The sequence below is a fragment of the Xenorhabdus sp. XBWT genome (assembly GCF_059072735.1).
Genome location: NZ_CM180990.1, coordinates 4,066,244 through 4,091,791, shown reverse-complemented (window position 1 = coordinate 4,091,791; position 25,548 = coordinate 4,066,244). Strand labels below are relative to the sequence as shown.

Annotated in this window: 20 protein-coding genes and 1 pseudogene; 12 read left to right on the top strand and 9 right to left on the bottom strand. The window is 43.8% G+C overall.

The genetic code is table 11. The features are described from left to right. Window positions 1-4 precede the first annotated feature (4 nt). Window positions 5-745 carry a uroporphyrinogen-III synthase gene (gene hemD, locus AC5JQI_RS17895; RefSeq protein WP_493913149.1) on the bottom strand — a complete coding sequence of 247 codons (741 nt, stop codon included), beginning with the start codon at window positions 743-745 and terminating at the stop codon, window positions 5-7. Next, a complete protein-coding gene (gene hemC, locus AC5JQI_RS17890; protein WP_493913148.1) occupies window positions 742-1,683 on the bottom strand; it encodes a hydroxymethylbilane synthase in 942 nt (313 codons plus the stop codon). Before hemC ends, hemD begins: the two co-directional genes overlap by 4 nt. A gap of 628 nt (window positions 1,684-2,311) precedes the next feature. On the opposite strand from hemC, the gene AC5JQI_RS17885 reads away from it, so the two are divergent. Further along, the gene (locus AC5JQI_RS17885; RefSeq protein ID WP_493913147.1) at window positions 2,312-4,912 is read left to right on the top strand and encodes a class I adenylate cyclase; all 2,601 of its coding nucleotides are present in this window, start codon (window positions 2,312-2,314) and stop codon (window positions 4,910-4,912) included. 177 nt (window positions 4,913-5,089) lie between these two features. Here AC5JQI_RS17885 and cyaY read toward each other — a convergent pair whose 3' ends face one another. Further along, window positions 5,090-5,410 (bottom strand): iron donor protein CyaY, encoded by a 321-nt coding sequence (gene cyaY, locus AC5JQI_RS17880; RefSeq protein ID WP_237385607.1) that lies wholly within the window; start codon window positions 5,408-5,410, stop codon window positions 5,090-5,092. 78 nt (window positions 5,411-5,488) lie between these two features. On the opposite strand from cyaY, the gene lptM reads away from it, so the two are divergent. The 7 genes from lptM (at window position 5,489) to corA (ending at window position 12,172) form a co-directional block, all read left to right on the top strand. Beyond that, window positions 5,489-5,668 carry an LPS translocon maturation chaperone LptM gene (gene lptM / locus AC5JQI_RS17875; RefSeq protein ID WP_493914728.1) on the top strand — a complete coding sequence of 60 codons (180 nt, stop codon included), beginning with the start codon at window positions 5,489-5,491 and terminating at the stop codon, window positions 5,666-5,668. Between the two features lie 37 nt (window positions 5,669-5,705). After that, window positions 5,706-6,530, top strand: a complete 825-nt coding sequence (gene dapF / locus AC5JQI_RS17870) for a diaminopimelate epimerase (RefSeq protein ID WP_493913146.1) — start codon at window positions 5,706-5,708, stop codon at window positions 6,528-6,530. A 48-nt stretch (window positions 6,531-6,578) separates the two neighbouring features. Further along, window positions 6,579-7,283, top strand: coding sequence for a DUF484 domain-containing protein (locus tag AC5JQI_RS17865; protein WP_493913145.1), 705 nt, complete (start codon window positions 6,579-6,581; stop codon window positions 7,281-7,283). Beyond that, window positions 7,280-8,194, top strand: coding sequence for a tyrosine recombinase XerC (xerC, locus tag AC5JQI_RS17860; RefSeq protein ID WP_493913144.1), 915 nt, complete (start codon window positions 7,280-7,282; stop codon window positions 8,192-8,194). Before AC5JQI_RS17865 ends, xerC begins: the two co-directional genes overlap by 4 nt. After that, the gene (yigB, locus tag AC5JQI_RS17855; protein ID WP_493913143.1) at window positions 8,194-8,910 is read left to right on the top strand and encodes a 5-amino-6-(5-phospho-D-ribitylamino)uracil phosphatase YigB; all 717 of its coding nucleotides are present in this window, start codon (window positions 8,194-8,196) and stop codon (window positions 8,908-8,910) included. The genes xerC and yigB overlap by 1 nt, the downstream gene beginning before the upstream one ends. 57 nt (window positions 8,911-8,967) lie before the next feature. After that, window positions 8,968-11,133 carry a DNA helicase II gene (uvrD, locus tag AC5JQI_RS17850; RefSeq protein WP_493913142.1) on the top strand — a complete coding sequence of 722 codons (2,166 nt, stop codon included), beginning with the start codon at window positions 8,968-8,970 and terminating at the stop codon, window positions 11,131-11,133. Window positions 11,134-11,221: 88 nt separating this feature from the next. Then, window positions 11,222-12,172, top strand: a complete 951-nt coding sequence (gene corA / locus AC5JQI_RS17845) for a magnesium/cobalt transporter CorA (protein WP_237385600.1) — start codon at window positions 11,222-11,224, stop codon at window positions 12,170-12,172. Window positions 12,173-12,240: 68 nt separating this feature from the next. On the opposite strand, the gene rarD is transcribed toward corA, so the two are convergent. The 3 genes from rarD to AC5JQI_RS17830 all read right to left on the bottom strand — a co-directional run bounded on the left by rarD (window position 12,241) and on the right by AC5JQI_RS17830 (window position 15,258). Then, window positions 12,241-13,131 (bottom strand): EamA family transporter RarD, encoded by an 891-nt coding sequence (rarD, locus tag AC5JQI_RS17840; RefSeq protein ID WP_493913141.1) that lies wholly within the window; start codon window positions 13,129-13,131, stop codon window positions 12,241-12,243. 595 nt (window positions 13,132-13,726) lie between these two features. Next, a complete protein-coding gene (locus tag AC5JQI_RS17835; RefSeq protein ID WP_493913140.1) occupies window positions 13,727-14,491 on the bottom strand; it encodes a hypothetical protein in 765 nt (254 codons plus the stop codon). Window positions 14,492-14,772: 281 nt separating this feature from the next. Beyond that, the gene (locus AC5JQI_RS17830; RefSeq protein ID WP_493913139.1) at window positions 14,773-15,258 is read right to left on the bottom strand and encodes a thioesterase family protein; all 486 of its coding nucleotides are present in this window, start codon (window positions 15,256-15,258) and stop codon (window positions 14,773-14,775) included. A 352-nt stretch (window positions 15,259-15,610) separates the two neighbouring features. On the opposite strand from AC5JQI_RS17830, the gene recQ reads away from it, so the two are divergent. The 3 genes from recQ to yigL all read left to right on the top strand — a co-directional run bounded on the left by recQ (window position 15,611) and on the right by yigL (window position 19,406). Next, on the top strand, window positions 15,611-17,437 hold the full coding sequence (recQ, locus tag AC5JQI_RS17825; protein ID WP_493913138.1) for an ATP-dependent DNA helicase RecQ: 1,827 nt from the start codon (window positions 15,611-15,613) through the stop codon (window positions 17,435-17,437). Between the two features lie 148 nt (window positions 17,438-17,585). Continuing rightward, a complete protein-coding gene (gene pldB / locus AC5JQI_RS17820) occupies window positions 17,586-18,584 on the top strand; it encodes a lysophospholipase L2 (protein ID WP_493913137.1) in 999 nt (332 codons plus the stop codon). 21 nt (window positions 18,585-18,605) lie between these two features. Beyond that, window positions 18,606-19,406 carry a sugar/pyridoxal phosphate phosphatase YigL gene (yigL, locus tag AC5JQI_RS17815; protein WP_493913136.1) on the top strand — a complete coding sequence of 267 codons (801 nt, stop codon included), beginning with the start codon at window positions 18,606-18,608 and terminating at the stop codon, window positions 19,404-19,406. Window positions 19,407-19,763: 357 nt separating this feature from the next. On the opposite strand, the gene AC5JQI_RS17810 is transcribed toward yigL, so the two are convergent. Continuing rightward, complete coding sequence (locus AC5JQI_RS17810) at window positions 19,764-20,150, bottom strand: acyl-CoA thioesterase (protein ID WP_493913135.1); 387 nt, start codon at window positions 20,148-20,150, stop codon at window positions 19,764-19,766. 725 nt (window positions 20,151-20,875) lie between these two features. Between AC5JQI_RS17810 and AC5JQI_RS17805 the strand changes: the two are divergent. After that, window positions 20,876-21,307 (top strand): annotated as a pseudogene (locus AC5JQI_RS17805) (carboxymuconolactone decarboxylase family protein). Window positions 21,308-21,513: 206 nt separating this feature from the next. Here AC5JQI_RS17805 and AC5JQI_RS17800 read toward each other — a convergent pair. After that, entirely contained in the window at window positions 21,514-22,146 is a 633-nt protein-coding gene (locus AC5JQI_RS17800; RefSeq protein WP_493913134.1) for an MFS transporter, read from the bottom strand. A gap of 28 nt (window positions 22,147-22,174) precedes the next feature. Beyond that, window positions 22,175-25,519, bottom strand: a complete 3,345-nt coding sequence (mscM, locus tag AC5JQI_RS17795; RefSeq protein ID WP_493913133.1) for a miniconductance mechanosensitive channel MscM — start codon at window positions 25,517-25,519, stop codon at window positions 22,175-22,177. Window positions 25,520-25,548: the final 29 nt, after the last annotated feature.

Genomic DNA, 25,548 nt, shown 5'->3' with positions numbered 1-25,548 from the left:
TGGTTTATTCCAGCGCCTGCATTAAGGCGTCATTATCTGCACTTTTGGCTATTTTTATCACTTGCCAGCCCAATGAGCGGGCGATACCGGCAAGGCGTTCGCTGACCACAATCAGGCAGCAACCCAATAACCACGCTTTTCCATCGCTATCAGTTACTAAGTTATATAACAGTTGCAGCATTTCGCCACTTGTTACGACGATGGTTTTTATACCATATTGCTGCCAGTGACGACTGAAATTGGCAGCATGGTATTTGACTGGTTGTCGTGAATAACATTCACAGTAATCCACGTCTCCCCCCCGCATTCTTAATGTAGAGGCAATCACTTCGCGGCCACCATTGCCTCGGAGCAATAGCACCTTTTTATTACTCATTTGCTGCAATGAGGGGAGTTGCAGTAAATCTTCGCTGGTTTCACCTTTCTCAGACCAACAAATTTCCAGTCCGGTTTGTCGCTGAAACAGCAGGGAAGTTGATTTGCCGATACCATAATAAGATAGCTTATCGGGCCATGACTGGTCTTCTTGGATAAGCTGCTCATTGGCATAATGAACGGCATTTTTTGATAACAGGAAAACCAGATCTCCCGCCAATAGCCATTGCATTTTTTGTGACAGCGATGGCAAATCCACCCCCGGATAAATTTCAATGAGCGGCACACTGAAGGCTGTTTTCCCCACAGTTTGCAATCGTTTGACCAACTCATCTCCTGAGGGGGCAGGGCGGGTGATCAGAATACTCATTCAGGTAAATTCCTCTGATATACGCAGGTCAGAATCTGACGCGCGCCTTTTTCCAATAATTCCTCTGCCAATTCCACTCCAGCCTGACGGGACTCTTCTGGTGATACTACTCTTTCACCACGTACTGTCACTGAGCCATCAGGTGCACCAACTAGCGCACGCAGCCAGATTTTATCTTCCTGCCAGATGGCATAACTGCCAATCGGGACCTGACAGCCTCCTTCAAGGCGGGTATTCATGGCTCGTTCAGCCAGAACACAGATTTCCGTTCTGGCGTGATTCAAAGGTTCCAGTAGCTCGCGGGTTTGCTGATCATCAAGCCGACACTCAATGCCTATCGCACCCTGACCAACAGCCGGCAGCAATAATTCCGGCGCCAATGGCATGCGGATTCGTTCTTCCAGCCCCAGCCTTTTCAGACCAGCAGTTGCAAGGATAATGGCATCATAATCGCCGTTATCGAGTTTACCCATACGAGTACCGACATTACCGCGCAAGTCGTGGATTACAAGATCTGGGCGTAACTGACGGATCTGGCACTGGCGGCGTAAACTGGATGTACCAACAATACTGCCTGCGGGCAGGTCATCGAGAGAGGCGTATTCTACTGAAACAAAAGCATCCCGTGGATCATCCCGTTCGCAGATTGTGACCAACCCCAAACCGTCGGGAAATTCGACAGGGACATCTTTCATGGAGTGGACGGCAATATCAGCCCGTTTTTCAAGCAGTGCCAGTTCCAGTTCTTTAACAAACAGACCCTTGCCACCTACTTTTGCTAATGGTGTATCGAGGATAATGTCACCGCGGGTGACCATCGGTATTAGCTCGACTTTCAGTTCGGGATGAAAATGTTCCAGTTGCTTTTGAACATAGTGGGCTTGCCACATAGCCAATGGGCTTTGGCGAGTAGCGATGCGAATGGTTTTCATTGTCATGGATAAGTATATTAAGCATGGCGGATTTTTAGCCGCCAGTTAGCCACTAATAAGTGAGAAAATAGTGTCAGTTTTAACATTTCAATGACTTTTTTTCCAGTGATGCGAACGGCAGAAAAAAGCTAAATAGTATACGGATATACAGTTTATAAGATAAAAAGAATTTTAAATATTAAAATAATATTTTATTTAAATAGAGAAAATAAACAAACAGATTGATTTAAAAGCAAATCATTATTTAGAGTTTAGCTTGATGATAAAGAACTGCGGATAATATTTAACAATAAAAAATATTATTTGAGGGGATATTTATAGAAGCCTGATGATTTACAAAGCCTTGCATCCTTTATATGAAAAACCATCAACTATAATGCCTATTCTAAAAAAACAAATTACTGTATCTATTTCGTGATTAACTTAATATTTTACAATGAGTTAATTGTATTCCGGCTATTGCAGCGGAGGCGAAAAGATGGTATTGCGTACTTTACGCTTCGACTGCAAGGTGTTAAATTGATCACGTTTCCGACAATAAGTTTGTAAAAATAATTTTAAATAATCTTGCTTTGACAAGTTATTGGAAACAGGGGACCACTGTGGGCACTGGAACAGATATCAGGCGAAACTCTTGTATCTCTATATTGAAACGCTGAAACAGCGACTGGATGCAATTAACCAACTTAGGCTAGAGCGCTCTACTAACTCAATGAGTGCTGCTTTTAAGCAAGTTTATAGTTTAATTCCAGTATTATTACATTATCATCATCAAATGATGCCAGGATATATCAAAAACAACGTTCCTCATGGAGTTTGTTTTTTTACGCCTGATGAATCACAACAGTTTTGGATTAATGATCTGGAAGGCCCGCTTTCTGGTGTCTTATCATATGCTTCCAATGGTGAATTGCCGATTACGGGAATTTATTCAATGGGCAGCACCTCCTCAATCGGGCAAAGTTGTTCCTCTGATATTGATGTTTGGGTTTGTCACCAATCTTGGCTGGATCATGATGAAAAAGTACTATTGGAACAAAAATGCTCTTTGATAGAACAGTGGGCCGCTTCGCTCGGTATTGAAGTCACTTTTTTTCTGATTGATGAAAACCGCTTTCGCCATAATGCCAGTGGCAGCCTTAATGGTGAAGATTGTGGTTCCACCCAACATATCCTTTTACTTGATGAATTTTATCGCACAGCGGTCTGTATGGCTGGTAAACGTTTGCTGTGGGCGATGGTTCCAGTGGAAGAAGAAGCACACTATGATGAATATGTTCTTTCCCTCTATGCCCAAGGTGTTCTGACACCAAATGAGTGGCTGGATCTGGGGGGCTTGGGTGAACTGTCAGCAGAAGAATATTTTGGGGCGAGTCTTTGGCAGCTTTATAAAAGCGTAGACTCGCCTTATAAAGCGGTATTGAAAAGCCTGTTGTTGGAAGCCTATTCATGGGAATACCCTAACGGCAAACTGTTGGCAATGGAAATGAAACAATATTTCCATGATGGCGCGATTGTTTCCTTTGGTCTTGATGCTTATAGCATGATGCTGGAGCGTGTCACACGTTACCTTACTGCTACGAATGATCTCACCCGCTTGGATTTGGCGCGCCGCTGTTTTTACCTGAAAGTGTGTGAAAAATTGCTGGAAAGCAGTGATGACAAAGGTTGTACAGGATGGCGTCGTCAGATTATATTTCAGTTAGTAAGTGATTGGGGTTGGGATGACAGTAAATTGGCTATGCTGGATAACCGTAATTCATGGAAAATTGAGCGGGTGCGTGAAGCCCATAATGAATTGCTCGATACCATGATGCAAAGTTATCGCAACCTGATCCGTTTTGCCCGCCGTAACAATTTAAGCGTCAGTGCCAGCCCACAGGATATTGGTGTATTGACCCGCAAATTGTATGCGGCTTTTGAAGCCTTGCCCGGTAAAGTGACGCTGGTGAATCCTCAAATATCCCCGGATTTGTCAGAACAAGATCTGACTTTCATTTATGTTCCTCCGGGGCGTGTAAACCGCAGTGGCTGGTATCTTTACAATCATGCCCCCACGATAGAATCGATCACCGGTCATCAACCGCTGGAATATAACCGTTATCTGAATAAGTTAGTGTCCTGGACATATTTTAATGGTCTATTAACTAAAGAAACCCAGATTTATATGCATCACGGGGAAACTCAGTGTGACAGGTATAAACTGTGTGATTTGGTGAATGATATTGCTACCCATTTTCCGATCCGTTTACCTGCACCTACGCCAAAAGCGTTATACAGTCCTTGTGAAATTCGCCATTTGGCGATCATCGTTAATTTAGAAAAAGATCCAACAGTCGAATTTTCCAACCAAGTCGTTCATTTTGATTTAAGGAAGCTGAATGTTTTCAGTTTTGGTGAATCACAGCAATGTTTGGTGGGTAGTATTGACTTATTGTATCGCAATTCATGGAATGAGGTGAGAACTCTGCATTTCAGTGGTGAGCAATCGGTATTGGAAGCACTGAAGACAATATTGGGCAAAATGCATCGGGATGCTGCGCCTCCGTCTGGTGTCGAAGTTTTCTGTTATAGCAGACATTTGCGCGGGCTTATCTGTACCCGTATCCAGCAATTAGTATCAGAATGTATCGAGTTACGCCTGTCCAGTAATCGCCAAGATCCCAATCGTTTTAAGGCGTTGCGTATTTCAGGCCAAACATGGGGTTTATTCTTCGAGCGGTTAAACGTTTCGGTACAAAAATTGGAAAATGCAGTGGAGTTCTATGGTGCAATTTCCAATACCAAGCTACATGGTTTGCCTGTAAAGATTGATACCAAGGAAAAACACTTGCCGCCTGTGATAGACGGATTTGCTTGTGAAGGTATTATCCAGTTTTTTTTCGAAGACATTGAACAGAAACAAGGGTTCAATATTTATATTCTTGATGAGTCAAACCGGGTGGAAATTTACTCGCATTGTGAAGGCAGCAAAGAAGAGTTGGTGCGTGATATCAGCCGTTTTTATTCCTCTTCGCACGATCGCTTTACTTATGGTTCCAGCTTTATCAATTTCAACTTACCGCAGTTCTATCAAATTCTTAAGAAGGGCGAGCGTACCCATGTAACTCCATTCGTGGATGGTACGTTCCCATTGGATGATTCGGAAGCCAAGGATACAAGGTTCAATATTGATGGGCACCTGGAAGAGGCTTGTGGGGCACATGATCCTTACCGTTCTTTGTATCACTATTGATATTAAGAATAGTTAATAAACATAAAGTGATATATACCCGTCGTCTTTCAAGTTGTTGCTTCCTTGCTCTCGCGTTTCATCCCGAAATTCATTGGGTATAACGTGATACGGCTCTTCCAGAGTAAGGGATTAAGCGCCTTATTTTTCAGGCGCTTGTTTTGTGAAAATAAAAGGTAATCACGAAAACTGGAATGACTCGCCACTTTGTTCTGTAATGGCTTGAGCCAGCACAGAGATAAAGCCATTACTGCTGCGGTCACACACCCACTGGTTATCCCGATAGTCAAAATGATAACCACCATTCTTGGTTGCCAGCCAAATCTGATGGAAAGGTTCTTGGCGGTTAATGATGATTTTGCTACCGTTTTCAAAACTGAGAGTCATCACGCCACCGTTGGTTTCACAGTCAATATCTGCATCCCCATCGTAATTATCCAGTTGTTCTTCAATATGAAACATCAATTGATCGGCCAATTGATGAAATTCGCTATCGTTCATGTTTATTTCCTATTTGCTTTTCAGGGCCTAGCTGCGATTATAGAGAGTATTGGCGCATGAATCACAGGCATTAATATGATGAAAAAACAACTCCGTTGGTCACTGGCCATCATAACATTACTCTCTCTGGTTGGTTGTGGCTTGAAAGGCCCCCTATATTTTCCACCTGTTGAGACATCAGATGCACACTCCTCTGTCAAAAAGGTGGATACAGTACAACCAGCAGATGCGAAGCAACCTATTATAGGTGCCCAATAATAATGAGTCAGTAATGTGATTGAGCTTGGGGTCGTATATGCAGTTCTCCAAAATGCATGGTCTTGGCAATGACTTTATGGTCGTTGATGCAGTAACCCAGAATGTTTATTTTTCTCCAGAGTTAATCTGCCGTCTGGCCGATAGGAATACGGGGATAGGCTTTGATCAGCTTTTGGTTGTTGAAGCTCCCTATGATCCTGACTTAGACTTCCACTATCGCATTTTTAATGCTGATGGCACTGAAGTTTCCCAATGTGGCAATGGGGCGCGTTGTTTTGCTCGTTTTGTTCGTCTTAAGGGGCTGACGAATAAACGCGATATCAAGGTTAGTACGCAAGCCGGTCAGATGGTATTGAGCATCACAAATGATGATCAAATCTGTGTCAACATGGGAGAACCAAATTTTGAACCGCAGCGCGTTCCCTTTCGTGCCAATAAGGCTGAGAAAACTTATATTATTCGTGTAGCTGAACGTACGGTGCTTTGTGGTGTAGTGACAATGGGAAATCCCCACTGCGTCATACAGGTTGAAGATGTGGACACAGCCGAAGTGGACGTTTTGGGACCGGTGTTGGAAAGCCATGAACGTTTTCCTGAGCGGACGAATGTTGGTTTCATGCAGATAATGAGCCGTGGCCATATTCGATTACGTGTTTTCGAACGTGGTGCTGGTGAGACTCAGGCCTGTGGCAGTGGTGCATGTGCGGCAGTGGCTGTAGGTATCCAGCAAGACCTGCTGGATAATCAGGTACGGGTTGATCTTCCGGGCGGTTCCCTGCAAATTCACTGGGATGGGCTGGGTAAACCGCTCTTTATGACAGGGCCTGCAACCCACGTTTATGACGGTATGATTCATTTGTGATTGATTCAATATTTATTGAGTCATTCTTGAAATATGGGGCATTGGAAAATGGGTGAAAAAAACGATCCATTGCATATTGAAAACAGGGTGAATGATCAAACAGTAGTGGATTATTTGCTGAGTAATCCCGATTTTTTCATCCGCAATGCCAATATGGTCGAGAGGATACGCGTTCCCCATCCAGTGCGGGAGTCCATCTCTTTGATGGAATGGCATATGAATCGTCAGAGGAAACGTATCCGTTATCTGGAAGACGATCTTATTCATTTGGTGGAGCAGGCTAAACAGAATGAAGTGCTGTTTAGTCATCTATTGCAATTACTGTCAGACCTCTCTGGTGCCAAGAGTTTGCAGGGTTTTCTTTCCTGTCTGAGTTCATGGTCAAAAACATTGGGGTTAAGTAATAGTTACATTCGGCTGTTCAGTGATAGATGGTATCTCGGCGCACCACTGAACTCTCCAGAATTGGCAATTTCCCGCTATGCTTTTGAACCTGTACGCATTAAGCGATTCGGGGATAGTAATCATTATCTTGGGTCATTGCACGGCCCAGAAATTTTGTTGTTGATGCCACAGGCGCGTCATGTTGGCTCGGTGGCGATTTCCCTTTTAGGATCACAAGGGGATTTGGGCATGGTAATTTTCAATAGCCATGATAAACAACATTATCACGATGGCATGGGAACTGACCTTCTCGATCAATTGGCGAAGCTGTTGCCAGGATTATTGTCCCGATGGATTGAACGCACATGACTCAGCTAATCGATCTTCTGTTAGAGCCAGTGGATGCTTTCTTACACTACTTGCGGGTTGAGCGGCGCTTAAGTCCCTTGACGATCACCAATTATCGTCACCACTTGGCGGTTATGGCGGAAATGTCATTAGAAATGGGGATACGTGAATGGCAGGGGCTTGATCCTGCTAAAGTCCGGATATTTGCTTCCCGCAGTCGTCGGGCAGGATTGGAATCTGCCAGTCTTGCCTTGCGTCTTTCTGCTTTGCGTAGCTTCCTTGATTGGATGGTTATGCAGGGAAAACTGGGTGCCAATCCCGCTAAAGCGGTCAGTGCACCCCGTAAGAAACGCCACTTGCCTAAAAATATGGACGTGGATGAAGTAAACCAACTCCTGAACATCAATTTTAATGATCCTTTATCAGTCCGTGACAGAACTATGCTTGAAGTAATGTATGGTGCGGGGTTACGTTTGTCTGAGCTGGTTGGTCTTGATTGTTACCATTTAGATTTGGAAAGCGGGGAAGTCTGGGTACACGGCAAGGGCAGTAAAGAACGTAAAGTGCCTTTCGGTCGTGTGGCGCAGGAATGGCTTCAGCGTTGGTTGGAAATGCGTGAGCTGTTTGAACCGGAAAGTGACGCGGTTTTCATTTCCAGCAAGAGCGGGAAACGGATCTCTGCCCGTAATGTACAGAAACGATTTGAACAGTGGGGTATCCGGCAAGGTGTTAACAGCCATATCAATCCCCATAAATTGCGTCACTCTTTTGCCACGCATATTCTGGAGTCCAGTGGCGATCTGCGTGCGGTACAGGAATTGCTTGGTCATGCTAACCTGTCAACGACACAGATCTATACGCATCTGGATTTTCAGCATTTAACCAAAGTTTATGATGTGGCGCACCCCAGAGCCAAACGAGGGAAACCATAATGCGTTTTTATCGGCCTCTCGCGCCGTTTTTTGCGATAACATTCGATTTGGATGATACACTTTACGATAATCATCCTGTAATCGATAAAACCGAAAAAGAAGTGTTGTGTTTTATCCAGCAGTACAATACCAAGTTCCGTCACTTTGAGCGCGAAGATTTGCATATATATCGTCAGGCGGTTCTTGAACGGGAACCTGATATTTACCATGACGTCACATCATGGCGCAGACAATCTGCGGAACTCATGTTCAGTCATCATGGTTTCGATCATCAAGAAACGATCCGGGGCACGGATGAGATTATGGCGTGTTTTATGTACTGGCGTAATCAAATTGCCGTGCCGGAATCGACCCACGACACCTTGTCTGCACTGGCGAAAAAAATGCCGTTGGTTGCGATCACCAATGGAAATGCAGAACCCGCAGCATGTGGTCTCTCCCCTTATTTCGAATTTGTATTGAAGGCGGGAGTGGATGGGCGTTCCAAACCTTGTCCGGACATGTACCATCTGGCGGCAGAACGGCTGAATCTGCCCATTAATCAGATCCTGCATATAGGAGATAATCTGAAAACGGATGTAGAAGGTGCGCTTTACAGCGGAATGCAGGCTTGCTGGCTCAACATTGGAAATAAAAATCTGATGCAGAAGCCTGAGGGGCGTTTAGTTCCATATATAGAGATTTCTGATTTGGCTTCTTTGATAGCACTGTTATAATTTCAGATTGTAATCTGTATAAAAAAAACAGTGCCACTTACACAACTGATGGTAATTATGGACGTTTCTTATCTGCTCGAAAGCCTGAATGATAAACAACGCGAAGCGGTCGCGGCATCCCGTATTAATATGCTGGTGCTGGCCGGGGCTGGCAGCGGTAAAACGCGCGTATTGGTTCACAGGATCGCTTGGTTACTGTCAGTTGAAAATGCTTCCCCGTTTTCCATCATGGCAGTCACGTTTACTAATAAAGCTGCCGCAGAGATGCGTCATCGAATTGAAAACCTGATTGGTACCAGTCAGGGGGGCATGTGGATTGGTACGTTCCATAGTCTTGCTCACCGTTTACTGCGTGCACACCACCTTGATGCGAACCTGCCGCAGGATTTTCAGATCCTTGATAGTGAAGATCAGCACCGCCTGATCAAACGCATTATCAAGGCCATGAATTTGGATGACAAACAGTGGCCAGCCCGTCAGGGCATGTGGTACATCAATGGTAAAAAAGATGAAGGTTTGCGTCCGCAGCATATCGAAAGTTATGGCAACCCAGTGGAAGCGACATGGCTGAAAATCTATCAGGCCTATCAAGAAGCGTGTGATCGCGCAGGGTTGGTGGATTTTGCTGAGCTGCTGCTTCGCGCACATGAACTATGGTTGAATAAGCCGCAGATTTTACAACACTACCGCGAACGTTTTACCAATATTCTGGTAGATGAGTTTCAGGATACCAACAGCATCCAATATGCGTGGATCCGCCTGTTAGCGGGTGATAGCGGTAAAGTGATGATTGTCGGAGATGATGACCAGTCCATTTATGGCTGGCGTGGTGCTCAGGTAGAAAATATCCAGCGGTTCCTCAACGATTTCCCTGGGGCGGAAACCATCCGTTTGGAGCAGAATTACCGTTCCACCAGCAATATCCTCAAGGCAGCCAACGCCCTAATCTCCCATAACAGTGATCGCCTGGGCAAAAATTTGTGGACAGAAGGGAGTGAAGGCGAGCCTATTTCACTGTACTGCGCTTTCAATGAATTGGACGAATCCCGCTATGTTGTTGGTCGTATCAAGCATTGGTTGGATAATGGCGGGGCTTTGAAAGAGTGCGCTATCCTGTACCGCAGCAATGCTCAGTCCCGTGTTCTGGAAGAAGCCTTGTTACAGGCTTCCATGCCTTACCGCATTTATGGTGGTCAACGCTTCTTCGAACGTCAGGAAATCAAAGATGCTTTATCCTACCTGCGATTAGTGGCAAACCGTCATGATGATACCGCTTTTGAACGCGTGGTGAATACACCGACACGCGGCATCGGCGACAGAACGCTTGATGTTGTGCGTCAAATGGCACGTGATCAGCAAAAAACTTTATGGGAAAGTAGTCTGTTACTGATTCAGGAGAAAGTGCTGGCAGGGCGGGCAGCATCGGCATTACAACGTTTTATTGAATTAATTGAAGCGCTGGAGACAGAAACTCAGGAAATGCCGCTGCATGCGCAGACCGATCGCATTATCCGCGATTCTGGCCTGTGGGCGATGTATCAGCAGGAAAAAGGCGAAAAGGCGCAGGCGCGTATCGAAAACCTTGAAGAATTAGTCACGGCGACCCGTCAATTCAGTTATCAGGATGAAGATGAAAATCTACTGCCATTGCAGGCGTTTTTGTCTCATGCAGCGCTTGAATCCGGGGAAGGTCAGGCAGATGCCTATCAGGATGCCGTTCAATTGATGACGTTGCACTCAGCAAAAGGTCTGGAATTCCCACAAGTTTTCATTGTGGGAGTGGAAGAAGGAATGTTCCCGAGCCAAATGTCCATTGAAGAAGGTGGAAGATTGGAAGAAGAGCGTCGACTGGCCTATGTAGGTGTCACAAGGGCGATGGAAAAATTGACACTCACCTATGCTGAAAGTCGTCGCTTATACGGAAAGGAAGTGTATCATCGTCCATCTCGTTTTATTGGGGAGCTGCCGACAGAATGTGTGACAGAGGTTCGTCTGCGGGCAACAGTGTCCCGCCCTGTCAGCCACAAGCGGCTTGGTACACCCATCAGCGCCAATGATAGTGGTTATGCACTTGGGCAACGTGTACGTCACCCCAAATTTGGTGAAGGGACGATTATCAATATAGAAGGCGATAAGGAACATTGCCGCTTACAAATCGCGTTTCAGGGAGAAGGCATCAAATGGCTGGTAGCCGCCTATGCCAGACTTGAAACCGGCCAATAATCCGGTCGAATGTTGACAGGCTTTTTCTTCTAAGCGTAACATTCGCGCCTTACGATAAACGTAGGGAGTTTCAGGAGACTTATGGTACATGCTGAACGCATTTAAATTAGAGAATAATCGCCTGCTCCGCCTTGAATTTGAAGAAGGTGATAAGTTATCCGACTCCATGTGGGTAGATTTGGTTGGATTGGGGGATGATGATCGTCTCCGTGTCCAAAATGAACTTGGGCAAGTTCTGGCAACCCGCACTGAATTGGATGACATCGAAGCATCGGCACGTTTTTTTGAAGATGAAGATGGCATGCACGTCCACTCTTTCTTCTACTTTGAAGATGCCGAAGACCATGCTGGTAACTCGACAGTCGCGTTTACCATTCGTGACGGTCGTCTCTACACATTGCGAGAGCGTGAACTCCCTGCATTTCGATTATACCGAATGCGCGCCCGTAACCAGACCATGGTTGACGGGAATGCCTATGAATTGCTGATGGACTTGTTCGAAACCAAAATCGAACAGTTAGCTGACGTTATTGAAAACATTTACAGCGTACTTGAATCCCTGAGCCGGGTCATTATGGAAGGTAAGCAAGGGGATGAATTCGACTCCGCTCTCTCTAATCTGGCAGAGCAGGAAGACATCGGCTGGAAAGTTCGCTTGTGTCTGATGGATAGTCAGCGTGCTTTGAACTTCCTTGTACGCCGTGCCCGTTTGCCTGCAAATCAGCTTGAACAGGCCCGTGAAATCCTGCGAGATATCGAATCCCTGCTGCCGCACAATGAATCCTTGTTCCAGAAAGTTAACTTTCTGATGCAAGCGGCGATGGGCTTTATCAACATCGAACAGAGCCGCATTATCAAAATTTTCTCCGTTGTTTCCGTGGTATTCCTGCCTCCTACGCTGGTGGCATCCAGCTATGGGATGAACTTCGAATTTATGCCGGAACTAAACTGGACATTCGGCTACCCTGCGGCCATCGGGTTGATGATAGCTGCGGGACTGGCGCCTTATCTCTATTTCAAACGTAAAAATTGGCTGTAATAAACCCCTCAATTCCAGTATAGAACGGTATAGATACATACGCCCATAGAAGGGCGTATTAGCTTTACTTATTTCCGCAAGCGGCGCTGAGTATAAAGCGCATCCAGTGTAAACAGGATCAATGCCGCCCAGATAAACCCAAACGTTACCAAACGATCTGGACCGATCTTTTCTCCATAAACCAATGTTGCCAGCAAGAACATCAGAGTAGGGGCAAGATATTGGAAAAATCCGAGTGTGGACAAACGCAGATGACCAGCGGCAACGGTAAAAAATAACAACGGCACTGTAGTAATGATACCCGCAGCAATCAATAACAGATTCAGGGATAGGGGATTATTCAGCATATTGCTGGTTGGTGTATGTGTGAAAAACAGGAGGTAAACCAACGCAACAGGAAACACCCAGATTGTTTCAATCAACATACCGGTTTGTGCATCTACTCCCAGTTTTTTACGGATCAATCCATAAAGCGCAAAAGTTGTTGCTAAATACAGACCTATCACCGGTATAGAGCCAAACTGCCATATCTGGATAAATACTCCCGTAAATGCCAACCCCACGGCGATCCACTGCATACGACGGAATCGTTCACCAAGGAATATCATGGCGAACAGCACACTGACCAACGGATTGATGAAATACCCAAGGCTTGCTTCCAGCATATGATTATTATTAACTGCCCAAATATAAGTCAGCCAGTTACTGGCAATCGTAAAGGCCGTGATACCTAACAGTAACAGGATCTTCGGCTGTTTGATGGCAGTCAAAACCTGACGCCAGTGACGGGTTGCCGTCAGCATCAGCACCATAAAGAAAACTGACCATATAACACGATGCGACACGATTTCATCGGGTGGCACGTGCCGTATTTCCTTGAAGTAGATGGGAGCCAACCCCCAAATAATATAGGCGCCCAAGGCATACAGGATACCTTTGACAGTCTGTTGGTTACTCATAATATCCTTGAATGTTTAGATAGTTAAGAAGAGATGCAGGGGTATTAGGCCCATGAACCTATACAATTTGGCATCGGCTAGCATGATTTACAAGTAGTTAATAGCATGAGTAATAAATTAAATTATCCCACGTATCTAAATAGCATTTTTTGCTAAATTGTTATGCTCAGGAAAGAAAGAGTTATCTATGTTTATATAATCTACCTATGCTTCATATTTTCCTGTTCCGTCAGTAGCGCGTCGCTCCCTAAACATGATCTTGTCTGGGTGAACTGGCCCAGGCATTTGAATTTCATGATTCCTGCTGGCGATACAGTTAATATAATTAATACAATACATTATGGAATGAATAGCTGGAAGTGCATGCTCTTTATCTGCAAATGGTAATTTGGGTTGGGGTATCCCAACGAAATGCTGTTGTTAAAGTCCTTTTATATATTAACGGTTCACTTACATAAGTTTTTCCATACCTTATCTTTTTTTAAGAAAACATACTATTAAATTCCTTTTTTCATAAGGATTTATACTCAAGGAATTTCAATATACAGCGCTTATGTCTTGGGATGAATCCCAGAGAATATAGATAATTTTATATTTATCGAAGGCCTATCAATGTCTTAAACGATGATTCCAGTTTATCAGGACAATCCGTACTCTTTACTTTTACCGCTTTATCATTATTTCTTAACTCATTACATAGCTGAGCTATATCTTTAGGTGTCCAATATATATTTTTTGCATAACCTATTCTTTGAACTAGGTTTAGCAAATTTTCCACACCACCAGCTTTCAGTATTCTCGCAACCATTGTTGAGCAATTTTTATAAATACCATTATAAGTGGGGGCAAAACGTAAGTTTCCATACATTTTTCCATTATACATTTCATTCTTCTTTCTTTGCATTGCTGGAACATCTAAGTCCAACAGGTAATATTCCAAATGGGGTGACTGGACGAAATCATCGTAAAGATGGCTAAAAACACCAGCAAAAGATAAATTTCCCCGGAAGATGCTGCTATCAGCCAAAAAACTCACATAATTATCATCTTTTGGACGTATTCGATTATTGGGTAATGTTGAGCGGGTTCTTACTTCACTTGGTGCGGCAGGGAAGGCAGAGGTACCTGACTCGCTCGAAGAGAGACGAAGGGATGTGTCTGGAGGCTGAGATGTATCATGGGCTGGGGTGGGTAAATCGTCTAATGAGCGGAAATCCGGCCAAGGAAATTGGGGGACGCCGCCAATATAAACCGAGGAATGTCCTATACGGAATTTCTGGCAGGGATACCAAATATATACCGTGGCGTCGACGGGCTTGCCAGCTAAGATTTCGGACTCTGCTTTGGTTCTTTTGTTCATAACCTGTTCTCATGTTGATTGGCTAATTAATTTTGAAAGCAAAGCGTTTTGAAAATAAATCATCTTGGAAATAAAACTCTATGAGATTTTTAATTGTTTGCTAAGAAAAATTTCCAAAAAAGGAAAATAGGTGAGTGTATTTACTGCTGGAAATTTGCTTGTTGTTATTGTGCAGCATATACGCAAATTGGCGGGATGTGAATAATTATGAAGGTGTGTAAGAAACGAAAAATGAAATTTTGCGTTTTCATCAACACCTTCAATATATAAGGCCAAAAAATTTAGCCAACTAAATAAGTGCCCGTCGCGCTGGCAATATGTATCCGTTGTTCATTGTGTAGTTCGATTCTGGTAACTGATACTTTATTGCCAGCTCGGATTATATTACTGCTTGCTGTAAATACCTCACCGCGTCCGGGGCGCAGGTAATCGACTCGCAAATCAATAGTACCCAGTGTCGACAGTCGCTTTTGTATCTCTGGGATTGTGAGAGTTTCCAACGTTGTCAGAGCATGGCTTGCACAAATCAATCCTCCAGCAACATCCAGTATAGAGGCGATTGCTCCACCGTGTAGGATCTTCTGAGCCATATTACCGACCAGCTTTTCTTCCTTGCGAAATTGCAGTTCTGCGTAGTCTTGTTCGAAACGAAGCAGTTCAAGCCCCAGAAGCTGGTTAAATGGCATCTGATAGATAAAAATTTCACCAATGAGTTTACGGGCTTCCTCCGGTGTTAATGCTTTATCTGCTCGCGATATATTTTCCATGAGTGTGTTTCCTGATAATAAAAAGTAAATATTCTGATGTTTAATGAATCTTTATAGTTAATAACTTGTTAAGTCTATGCTTTTATTATCAGCCTTACCAGTCTGTGAAGCATTCCGAAAAACAGCTCATTGAAAAAAAACAGACTACAAAAAATAACCATATAGTGTGTAAAATAAGCGATAATTTTTACTTTATAACTATAAGAATTGCTCCATCGGTGAGATAGCATGGGGTGGTATAACATGGGTTGGTATAACATGGTAGTGAGATATCGCAATGTACAGGCGTTTAGATCGTGTCTGTATTTTTTACGGCCTTTTTAAAGGTTTTTTCTAAAGATTGGGGAAAGGCGTGTCTACCGCAGAACTCATCAGCACGGCATCGATGGCTGAACAAACATTAAGAAAAACATTCGGATACCAGCAATTCCGCCCGGGACAGCAGCAGGTTATCGACGCCGTTCTTGACGGGCGTGACTGTCTGGTAGTTATGCCAACGGGAGGCGGCAAATCGCTGTGCTACCAAATTCCCGCACTGGTTAAAAATGGGCTGACGCTGGTTGTTTCCCCCTTGATTTCACTGATGAAAGATCAGGTTGATCAGTTACGGGCGAATGGAGTGGAAGCAGAATGCCTGAATTCAACTCAAAGCCGCGAACAGCAATTTGATATTATTCAGCGTTGTCGTCAGGGGAGCATTAAACTGCTCTATATTGCCCCTGAACGGCTGGTGACAGATAACTTCCTTGAACATCTTCACGATTGGCAGCCTGTTTTACTGGCTGTCGATGAAGCTCACTGTATTTCCCAGTGGGGACATGATTTCCGCCCAGAATACCGGGCGCTAGGGCAGCTTCGTCGCCGATTCACCAATCTTCCCGTGATTGCATTGACAGCTACGGCGGATAAAACTACCCGTCAGGATATTGTGCGTTTACTGGAACTGCATGAGCCAATTATCCATATCAGCAGCTTTGACCGTCCCAATATTCGCTATACGTTAGTGGAGAAATATAAACCGCTCGATCAGCTTTGGTCATTTGTTCGTGGTCAGCAAGGAAAAAGTGGGATTATTTACTGCAACAGCCGCACTAAAGTAGAAGAAACAGCGGAGCGCCTGCAAAAGCGGGGGCTTAGCGTTGCATCTTACCATGCGGGGTTGGAGAACAACCAACGTGCATGGGTACAAGATGCGTTTCAACGGGACGATTTACAGGTAGTTGTGGCGACCGTTGCATTTGGTATGGGAATTAATAAACCCAATGTGCGTTTTGTCGTGCATTTTGATATTCCCCGTAATATCGAATCCTATTATCAGGAAACCGGCCGGGCCGGACGGGATGGTTTACCCGCTGAAGCAGTGTTGTTTTACGATCCTGCTGATATAGCTTGGTTGCGTCGCTGTCTGGAAGAAAAGCAGGCTGGTGAGCAACAAGATATCGAACGGCATAAACTCAACGCCATGGGCGCATTTGCGGAGGCGCAGACTTGCCGGCGTCTGGTACTGCTGAATTATTTCGGGGAAAGTCACCAGACAGCTTGTGGTAACTGTGATATCTGCCTTGATCCTCCCAAGCGTTACGATGGTCTGGTCGAGGCGCAAAAAGCGCTATCTTGTATTTATCGCGTTGGACAACGTTTTGGGATTGGCTATATTGTAGAAGTACTTCGCGGTGCGAATAATCAACGCATTAGAGACTTCGGGCACGACAAACTGCCTGTGTATGGTATTGGCAAAGAGCAGAGTCAAGAACATTGGATGAGTGTCTTGCGTCAGCTTATTCATCTGGGGTTGATTAGCCAAAACATTGCCAATTATTCTGCATTGCAACTGACAGAGGCTTCGCGGCCAGTGTTGCGGGGAGCCGTTCAATTGCAGCTTGCGGTGCCCCGCATCCAAAACTTGAAAAGCCGCAATCAGCAAAACAAATCTTACAGCGGGAACTATGATCGCAAATTATTCGCCAAATTGCGGAAATTGCGTAAATCCATTGCTGATGAAAACAACATTCCACCTTTTGTTGTTTTCAATGACGTTACATTGATTGAGATGGCAGAGCAGTGCCCGATAACTCCGGATGAACTTTTGCTGATTAATGGTGTTGGGCAACGTAAGCTGGAGCGTTTTGGGGATGCATTTATGGCACTTATACGTGATCATTTTGAAGAATTTGAATAACCGAAGGGTACTGATATCCAATAGATTTTGAGTCGCTTGCGGCGGCAAGGGAAATAATCCCATCCACACAGCTAACTATGTGGTTGGGATGAATGAGTGCCGCCAAAGAGGCAACTTGAAAGATGAAGGAGATAGCAAAGGAAGATGAATGGCACCTGAGATATTGAAAGAAAGCTGGTTAAACCGCGAGCCTCAGTTCTCTGCTTTTACAAATGGATTATTGCTGGATTTCTGGCAAACAAGGAAAGAACGCCAATTTATGGGTGTTGATGATGTACCGATCCATTATGTCTCCTTTTGTTCCCCTCATCATGACAAAACATTGGTGATCTTACCTGGTCGCAGCGAAAGCTACGTAAAATACCCTGAAGTGGCCTATGATTTTTACCATCTGGGTTATGACGTTTTCATTATTGACCATCGTGGTCAGGGGCGTTCAGGGCGTCTGTTGGATGATAGACAAAAAGGCCATGTCGAAGCGTTTGATCATTATGTGGATGATTTTGCCAAATTTGTTGAACTGGAAGTGATATCTCGTCTACCTCATCGCTGTTATGCTCTTGCCCATTCGATGGGAGGGGCGATCCTGAGCCGTTTCCTGTTGCGTCATAAAGAACCCATTTTTCGTGCAGTGGCATTATGTGCTCCCATGTTTGGAATCAATTTACCGATGCCCCGCTGGCTGGCTAATTTTCTGGTTAATCAAGCTGAACCTAATGTTAAAACACGCAATGCATATGCATTATCAACCGGGCAATGGCGGCCATTACCTTATTTGATCAATATATTAACCCACAGTTATGCGCGTTATCAGCGATACTTACGCTATTATGCTGATTATCCTGAATTGCGCCTTGGCGGGCCGACCTACCATTGGATGCGTGAAAGTATGTTGATGGGCGATTATTTGGTTGAGAATGCGGAGAAAATTCAACTTCCACTCATCGTGTTGGAAGCGAGTGAAGATAAGGTAGTTAGTAATCGGGAGTTACTGGCTTTTTGCAGATCACGCCAAAAAGTGGGAATGGGAAAAGAAAAACAAAAGTTTCTGGTTATCCAAGGGGCTCATCACGAAATCCTGTTCGAAAAAGATATGTTGCGGGCGAAGGCTCTCAATGCAATTTGTGATTTTTTTGATCAAAACTGATTTAGTTTAGGAACTATAACTATGTATCATGTTGTTGCTTCAGATTTAGATGGCACTTTGTTGTCTCCCGACCATAAATTAACGCCATATACCAAGGAAACGCTGAACTTGCTGACAAAACAAGGGGTTCATTTTATTTTTGCGACAGGGCGCCATCATGTTGATGTGGGGCAAATCCGAGATGGGTTGGGTATTAATGCTTATATGATCACCTCCAATGGAGCAAGGGTTCATAATACTCAGGATGAACTAGTATTCAGCCACAATTTAGATCCTGAGATAGCTCATGATTTATGCCTATTGGAATTTGATAATCCTGATGTTCTGACTAACTACTTTAACAATGATGATTGGCTGATGAATCGTGAAGAGCCTGAGCAAGAAGAGTTTTTTCAGGAATCAGTTTTCCATTACCAACTGTTCCAACGTGATAACTTCACGACAGATGGGGTATGCAAGGTTTATTACACCAGTGACGACCATGATTATTTAGTGGACTTGGAAGAGAGAATCAAAGCACGTTGGGGGGAAAGGGTAAATGTCAGTTTTTCATTGAGAAATTGTCTGGAAGTCATGGCGGGTAGTGTTTCCAAAGGCCATGCTCTGGAACAGGTTTGTCTATCTCTCGGATATCAATTAACCGACTGCATTGCTTTTGGTGATGGTATGAATGATAAAGAAATGCTAAGTGTGGCAGGCAAGGGGTGCATTATGCAGGGCGCTCATCAGCGGCTGAAAGATATTTTACCGGATATGGAAGTTATTGGTTCCAATGCTGATGATGCAGTTTCTCGTTATCTGCGGAAAATGTACCAAGTTTGATGTTGATAAATTGAATTTACCCAATAAATTTCAGCATCAGTGAGAACACAACGCAATAGCTTGAAAAATTAAGGGAATAATCGATTGAAAACAGTATCCGACAGGATGCTGTTTCTTTTATTTGTGACAATAACGGCAACAGACGTCAACTTTGGCCATGTTTCACCCTTAAAAAGCCGGAGGCATACCACAACAACTAACATTTAATACATAGCCTAATTGTCGTGATTCTGGTTTCGGTGATAGTGACAGTACTGCTTCGCTATGCAGGTGTAAACTAAAAAAACACTGCCGCAAATAGCGGCAGGCGATCAAGAAATTATCTCTGTATATCTGTTGTCTTCCGTTTGAAAACAATTAATCAACGATAGCATTCATAACAATTTCAGGTACTGTTGGGCGCCCATTGACTAAGCAAGTAGCCACAAATGTCGCATCTGCATATATATTACCATCAACCAATATTTGTTGCTCAAAATTAACCCGATTACGCTTTTCGTTCTTGGTGACCTTGCATGTTACTTGCATTTTATTTCCTTTTTGTAGGCTTCTTCTAAAACGCAAACTATATTCAAGAATCATATGCATACGTCCGGCTTTGAACTCTTCTTCCAAATCTAAGCCTAATGCTTCTTTCATGAAAGCATGCCGTGCCCATTCTAAATAGAACGGATAATAAAGCCCATCAACAATATATTGAAAATCAAAATGTTGATCATCAACAAAATATTCTTTGTAAAACATTACAAATCCTTAAAATAGTTTAATAAGGCAAACCGCATAGGAAGGATGAGACTTTCAAAGTCCTTTTTCGTGGTTTCTTCCCCTGTGCATATATTTATAGCCATACTTATATTGTCGGTCAGTCCATAAATAAAGCTAACGCTATGAAATATATTGTTATTTATTCTTTATTTATCTATGGAATTATTTGAGTCATTTTTTAAAGCATCATCCCATATAACGACTGTTAGTTCAGCAATTTTTGATTATCTCATTCTTGAGAAATATAAACGGGTATTTTTATCTGTAAATTAGTTATTTTATATAAATAACTCAGTTAATTATAAAGTTTAAAACTAATCAGCTATCTAACGAGAATTAATCATAAATTAATGTGTTTTATTTTCCTGATGGATTTATGTGTCACTTTGATATGAACTAGAAATATTCGTGCTGTTTCTGTTTATAATTTGATATTTGTAAGTGATTTTTAATTCTTTATCTAACAATGACATGAATAGGCGTGTGTTATCCTGATGGTAATAGAAAATAGACTTTAAAAATAAATAAGTATAGAATCCGTCATCCTTTATAGTTTGCTTTTCCTTGATGTAATCTAATTTAAACAAAGTGATATTATGAATTGGTATCTTAGTGTATTAAAGAATTATGCCTAATTCTCGGGGCGTGCACGTCGTCAAGAGTCAGTGGTAATTATTGAGCTACAAAGATAAGGAGTGCTGTATATGAGCGAGTTACGTCTTGCTCATTACGATTTATCCCCTGAATTGCTGTAAGGTTTCCATTCTGTAAAAGAAGGATTGGAAAAAAGTCCGTTGGGTTTGCCACTGGTTGAACTGATTTATCTTCGTGTTTCTCAAATCAATGGATGCGCTTTTTGTTTGAACAAACATTCCCAATCCTTGAGGGAGAATCAGGAAACCGGACGAAGATTGGCTGAATTGGCGGGATGGAGGGTTAGTCGCCAATTTACTGCCCGTGAAAAAGTGGCATTGGAATGGGCTGAGGCATTAACTTATGTGACTACGAGCCATGCTGATGACGCTGTTTACTTACCTTTGAAAGAGTATTTTTCGGTTCAGGAAATTTCCGATCTGACTTTTGCTATTTCTCTGATGAATGGAATGAATCGGCTTGCAATAGGAACGCGTCAGTAAATGTGTAATCAACAACTGCTTGATCAATAAACGCTTGATCAATCAAATGTGTGAAAGGCACTTTCGCAGTTTTTTGGCATGATCCAAGGCGGTTTCTGGCGTTGTCTCATTCGCAAAACCAAACAGAAGCCCCTTGCCACAATTGGCGCTCAGTCCCCGTGAGGATAATGCGACAACACCAAATCCATGCTGTCTGGCATGTTGAGCTAAAGCGACATCATCTTCATGCAAATCAGTGGCTGTGCTAATGAAGCCGAATCGAACAGTGATAAATCTGTATCATCTGGGGCAGAAGGTGTTTGTGCTGCAAGAGGTGGGGATATATTGGGAAGCTGTGGTGAAACAATCATGGCAATAATCAATGTACCAACGGCAGGGCCAATCAGATCGCAAATATTTTCAATAGTACTGTTGATTCCATTGATCAGCTCATGTTCGCTTTTATTCTGTTTGATCTCCTTCGCCAGCATGACATCTTTTGCCAGGCGTCCCGGAGAATCCAAGATAGTGGAAAAGATTAGCAAAATAGTCAGCAGGTAAAAGTGCAGGATATCCATTGTATAAAATACGGGTATCAGCAGAACACTCAGAAAATTCACCAGATCAGATAATAATGAGATGCGAAATGCCCCATATTTATCAACCAATTGTGCACTAAAGAAAATAGAGAAGATTAATGGCAGGATTTTGGCAGACATCACGGTGGCGACCAGAAGCGGGCTACCTGATATTTCAAGAATCAACCACGGAATAGCAATTTCAGTAATGGCATTCCCTAAGATGGAAACGCCATTTAATGCCAGTAATCCGTTTACTTGAAAAGGTATGCGTCTGGTCATGTTTAAATAGCCATAATGTTTAAATAGCCTATAGTTCTCCTGGCTTACGTGGGGAATTGCGGCCCGAAATGTTGCTTGTAGAACTGCGGATTTCTTGCCCAAAAATATCGACACGCGCCTGAAATGGTGGGAATGGCAAAGTAATATTGTGTTTGTGGAATTCCTGCAAAATGTGTTGATGCACTTCATGGCGTGCAGGCATACGATGCCCCATTTCTGCGGCGTAAGCGCGCAATTCATAAACTTGAATGCCTTGCTGTAGATCCACTAAATAAACCTCCGGCATCGGATTATCCAGAATCAGCGGTGAGCTTTTGGCTGCGGCCATCAATATATCAGTGGCATTTGCTGATTCAATATCTACCGGAACAGGAATGGTCAGGACGATACGAGTGATCGTGTCAGACAGTGACCAGTTAATAAATTGTTCTGTAATGAATGCCCTGTTGGGAACGATAATTTCTTTTCTGTCCCAGTCAGACAGAGTAGTTGCCCGTGTATTAATCTTCGTGATGCTGCCTGTGAGACCCCGGATAGTCACGGTATCACCAATCCGGATCGGTTTTTCAAATAAGATGATCAGGCCGGAAATGATGTTGGCGAAGATCTCTTGTAAACCAAAACCAAGCCCGACCCCCATTGCTGCAATCAGCCACTGGAGTTTCGACCACTCAATGCCTACCAGCGAGAAACCAACCAGACCACCAACGAGAGTGATACTGTATTTAGTCAGTGTCGTAATGGCATAACCCGTACCCGGTGCCAGCTCCAAATGCTGTAATAGAGCGAGTTCTAATAGTGCGGGAAGATTACGGACAAGCTGCGTAGTAATGATGATAACTAAGATCGCAATTAACACTGAACCCATGGTAATTGGCTGGACACTATCGACACCGTTGATGGTTGTGCTAACGTCCCAAAGCCGAATATTCTCAAGAAAAGAGAAGGCGGAATGCAATTCAGACCACAATAGAATAAGTGAAACGAGGGCAATCATCGTCAGGATCGAACGGACCAATCCCAACGACTGGGCACTGATTGCATCCAGATCGATGACGGGTTCTTCAACTTCGATTGAGCCTTCTACACTGCTATTGATATTGGCTGAGTCTTCTTCACTTTTAGCACGTTGGGCCAATATCTCAGCGCGGCGCTGTTTGGCACGCTCAAAGGCAATTTTACGCCTTTGGATCAGCATCCATCGACGAACAATGTGGTAAATGACCAGTAAGAAGAACCAAATGGCGACAGACGTTTCCAAACGTCCCAGCAGAGCTTGTGAGGTTTGCAGATAGCCGAGGATCGCAGCAAGTGCTGCCAATATTGGAGCGGAAAGCAGTATCCACCATAAAACGGAGCTAACGATATTTTCGCCTGAACCATGTTTATCCATGTAAAGCGGGATACCGGCGCGTTTTAGGCTGCTGGTTACCAGACTCAGGGAAATACAGAGCATGATGAAACAGAGTCTGCCGAGGGTTGTGGTAAATTCCCGGTCGCTGTAATGATTAAAGGTGATCAGTGCCATCATGAGAGGCACGATCAGGAAAATGGAAAGACGATAAAAACGCATTGCCCGTTTTATGCGTTCTTCCGGCCACCGAAAATGGGCGATAAATAAGCCATTGGGATGGGCAAACGCTGCACTCAGCATAAAGACCCACAGAACCGGCGTTGTTTCACGTACACCATTACCGATTGCATTAGCCATCGGATACTGCCAAGCATTTTGCAGGCCATAACCAATGGCTGACCAGAGCATTGGCAGTGGTAATGCCGCGACGATAGACCAAAAAACGGTACGTAAGGTCAGGGTGAAATGGTCTTGTGTTACTTTGCCGATACGGTTGCTGGAGCGCTCAAGAAAGGCATGGTATTGGCGATGGGAGCTAATACTGAAAATCACCAGAAGTAAAGTACCCACCAAATAGAGCAGGGTATCCTGTGTGGTCAGCATACTGTGGATTGCACCACCCAGTTGCGAAAATGTATCCAGGGATAGCAGGCGTGTCAGATCTTGTACTACCTGCAACGGGTATTTCAGTGAAATGGGATTGACATCTGCAACCCAGAACAGATAACGGTGGGTCGCATCCTGTACTTCTTTTAGGGCATCATTTAACTGGCTGGTGGAGACTTTGAGCTTTGTTAGCTCCAGTATTTCGTTGTCATATCCTGAAAGCAGGGAACTTAACAGCTCTTTTCTTGTACGGATTAGTGAGTCATAGACTTGCTTTTGTGCCGGTGTCAGTGAGCTGTACGTTGGTGAATTTTGGTTGGTATCCCGTTGTGAATGTTCCAGCATTTCTTCATGTTTCAGCCTTTCGACTCGCAATTCGACAATACTTCTGTCAAGTTGCTGGGATTTCGGCATATCAGGAACACGGGTGACTTGGGCTCTTAACACTTCTCCTAGTGCAGTGGAATCACTCAGCCATTGTGCCTGCTCGCGGATGGTATTAAGCGTCTGGCGAACAGTCAAAATATCACTGGCGGCTTTGCGTTGCTGTGAGCTAATGGCATCCATACTTTGAGTTTGCTGATTGAGCATTTGTGAGAGCTGGCGGTTTTGCTGAAGTTTATCTTGCAAAAACTGAGGGAGTTGCCCGCCACTTTGTTCCGCCAACATTTCGGTATGTTCAAGTGCTGATTCTGCTTTCTGCTGGCGTTGGCTATTTAACTGACTGCGCAGTTGCTGGAGTTTAAGATCCAGTCGTTGGTAGCGTTTTTTGAATAAGTCAGCGCGAACACGGGCAATTTCTTGTCGATTATTGGCAGAAAGCTGGGCTATTTCCAGTTCATTGGTTGCTGCCTTACGGGCATTGATCTCTGCCTGAGCCAGAGTCAATTGTGCTTCCGCCAATGGAGTAGAAGGAGAACCCAAAGATTGGAGACGGGAAATCGCCTCAGTCAGCAGACGTTTTGCCTCAACTTGTTGTTGAGGCAACTGATTAATGGAATCACTGATATCCCGGATTTTGTCTTGTTCTTGCTGTAATTGGCGCCCGTGTTCCAACAATTCGCTACTGGTCTGAATAATCTGTTGTTCTAGATTACTGATAGATTGATTGGCAGGAATAGGGGGAACAGTATCACTTTCAGCAATAATTTTCTGGCGAAGTGCTTTGATGATAGAAGGAAAATTATCAATCGACTGTTGATATTCCTGAGTACGCTCGTTGGCAGATTTTGTATCATTAACCCAATTTATAGCCCCTTGAAGTGATTGCGCGATTTCAGAATCATGAGGATTTTTATTGCCTCCAACTTGCTTCAGCTCTTTTTTCAGTTGGGTATCATCCAACTGTGTTATAGCGGCAAAAGCTGGATTTGCAATCAGCAAGCTGAGAAATAAACTGATAATCAGGTGCACAATAAGGGGCTCCTTGGCTTTAAAATTCG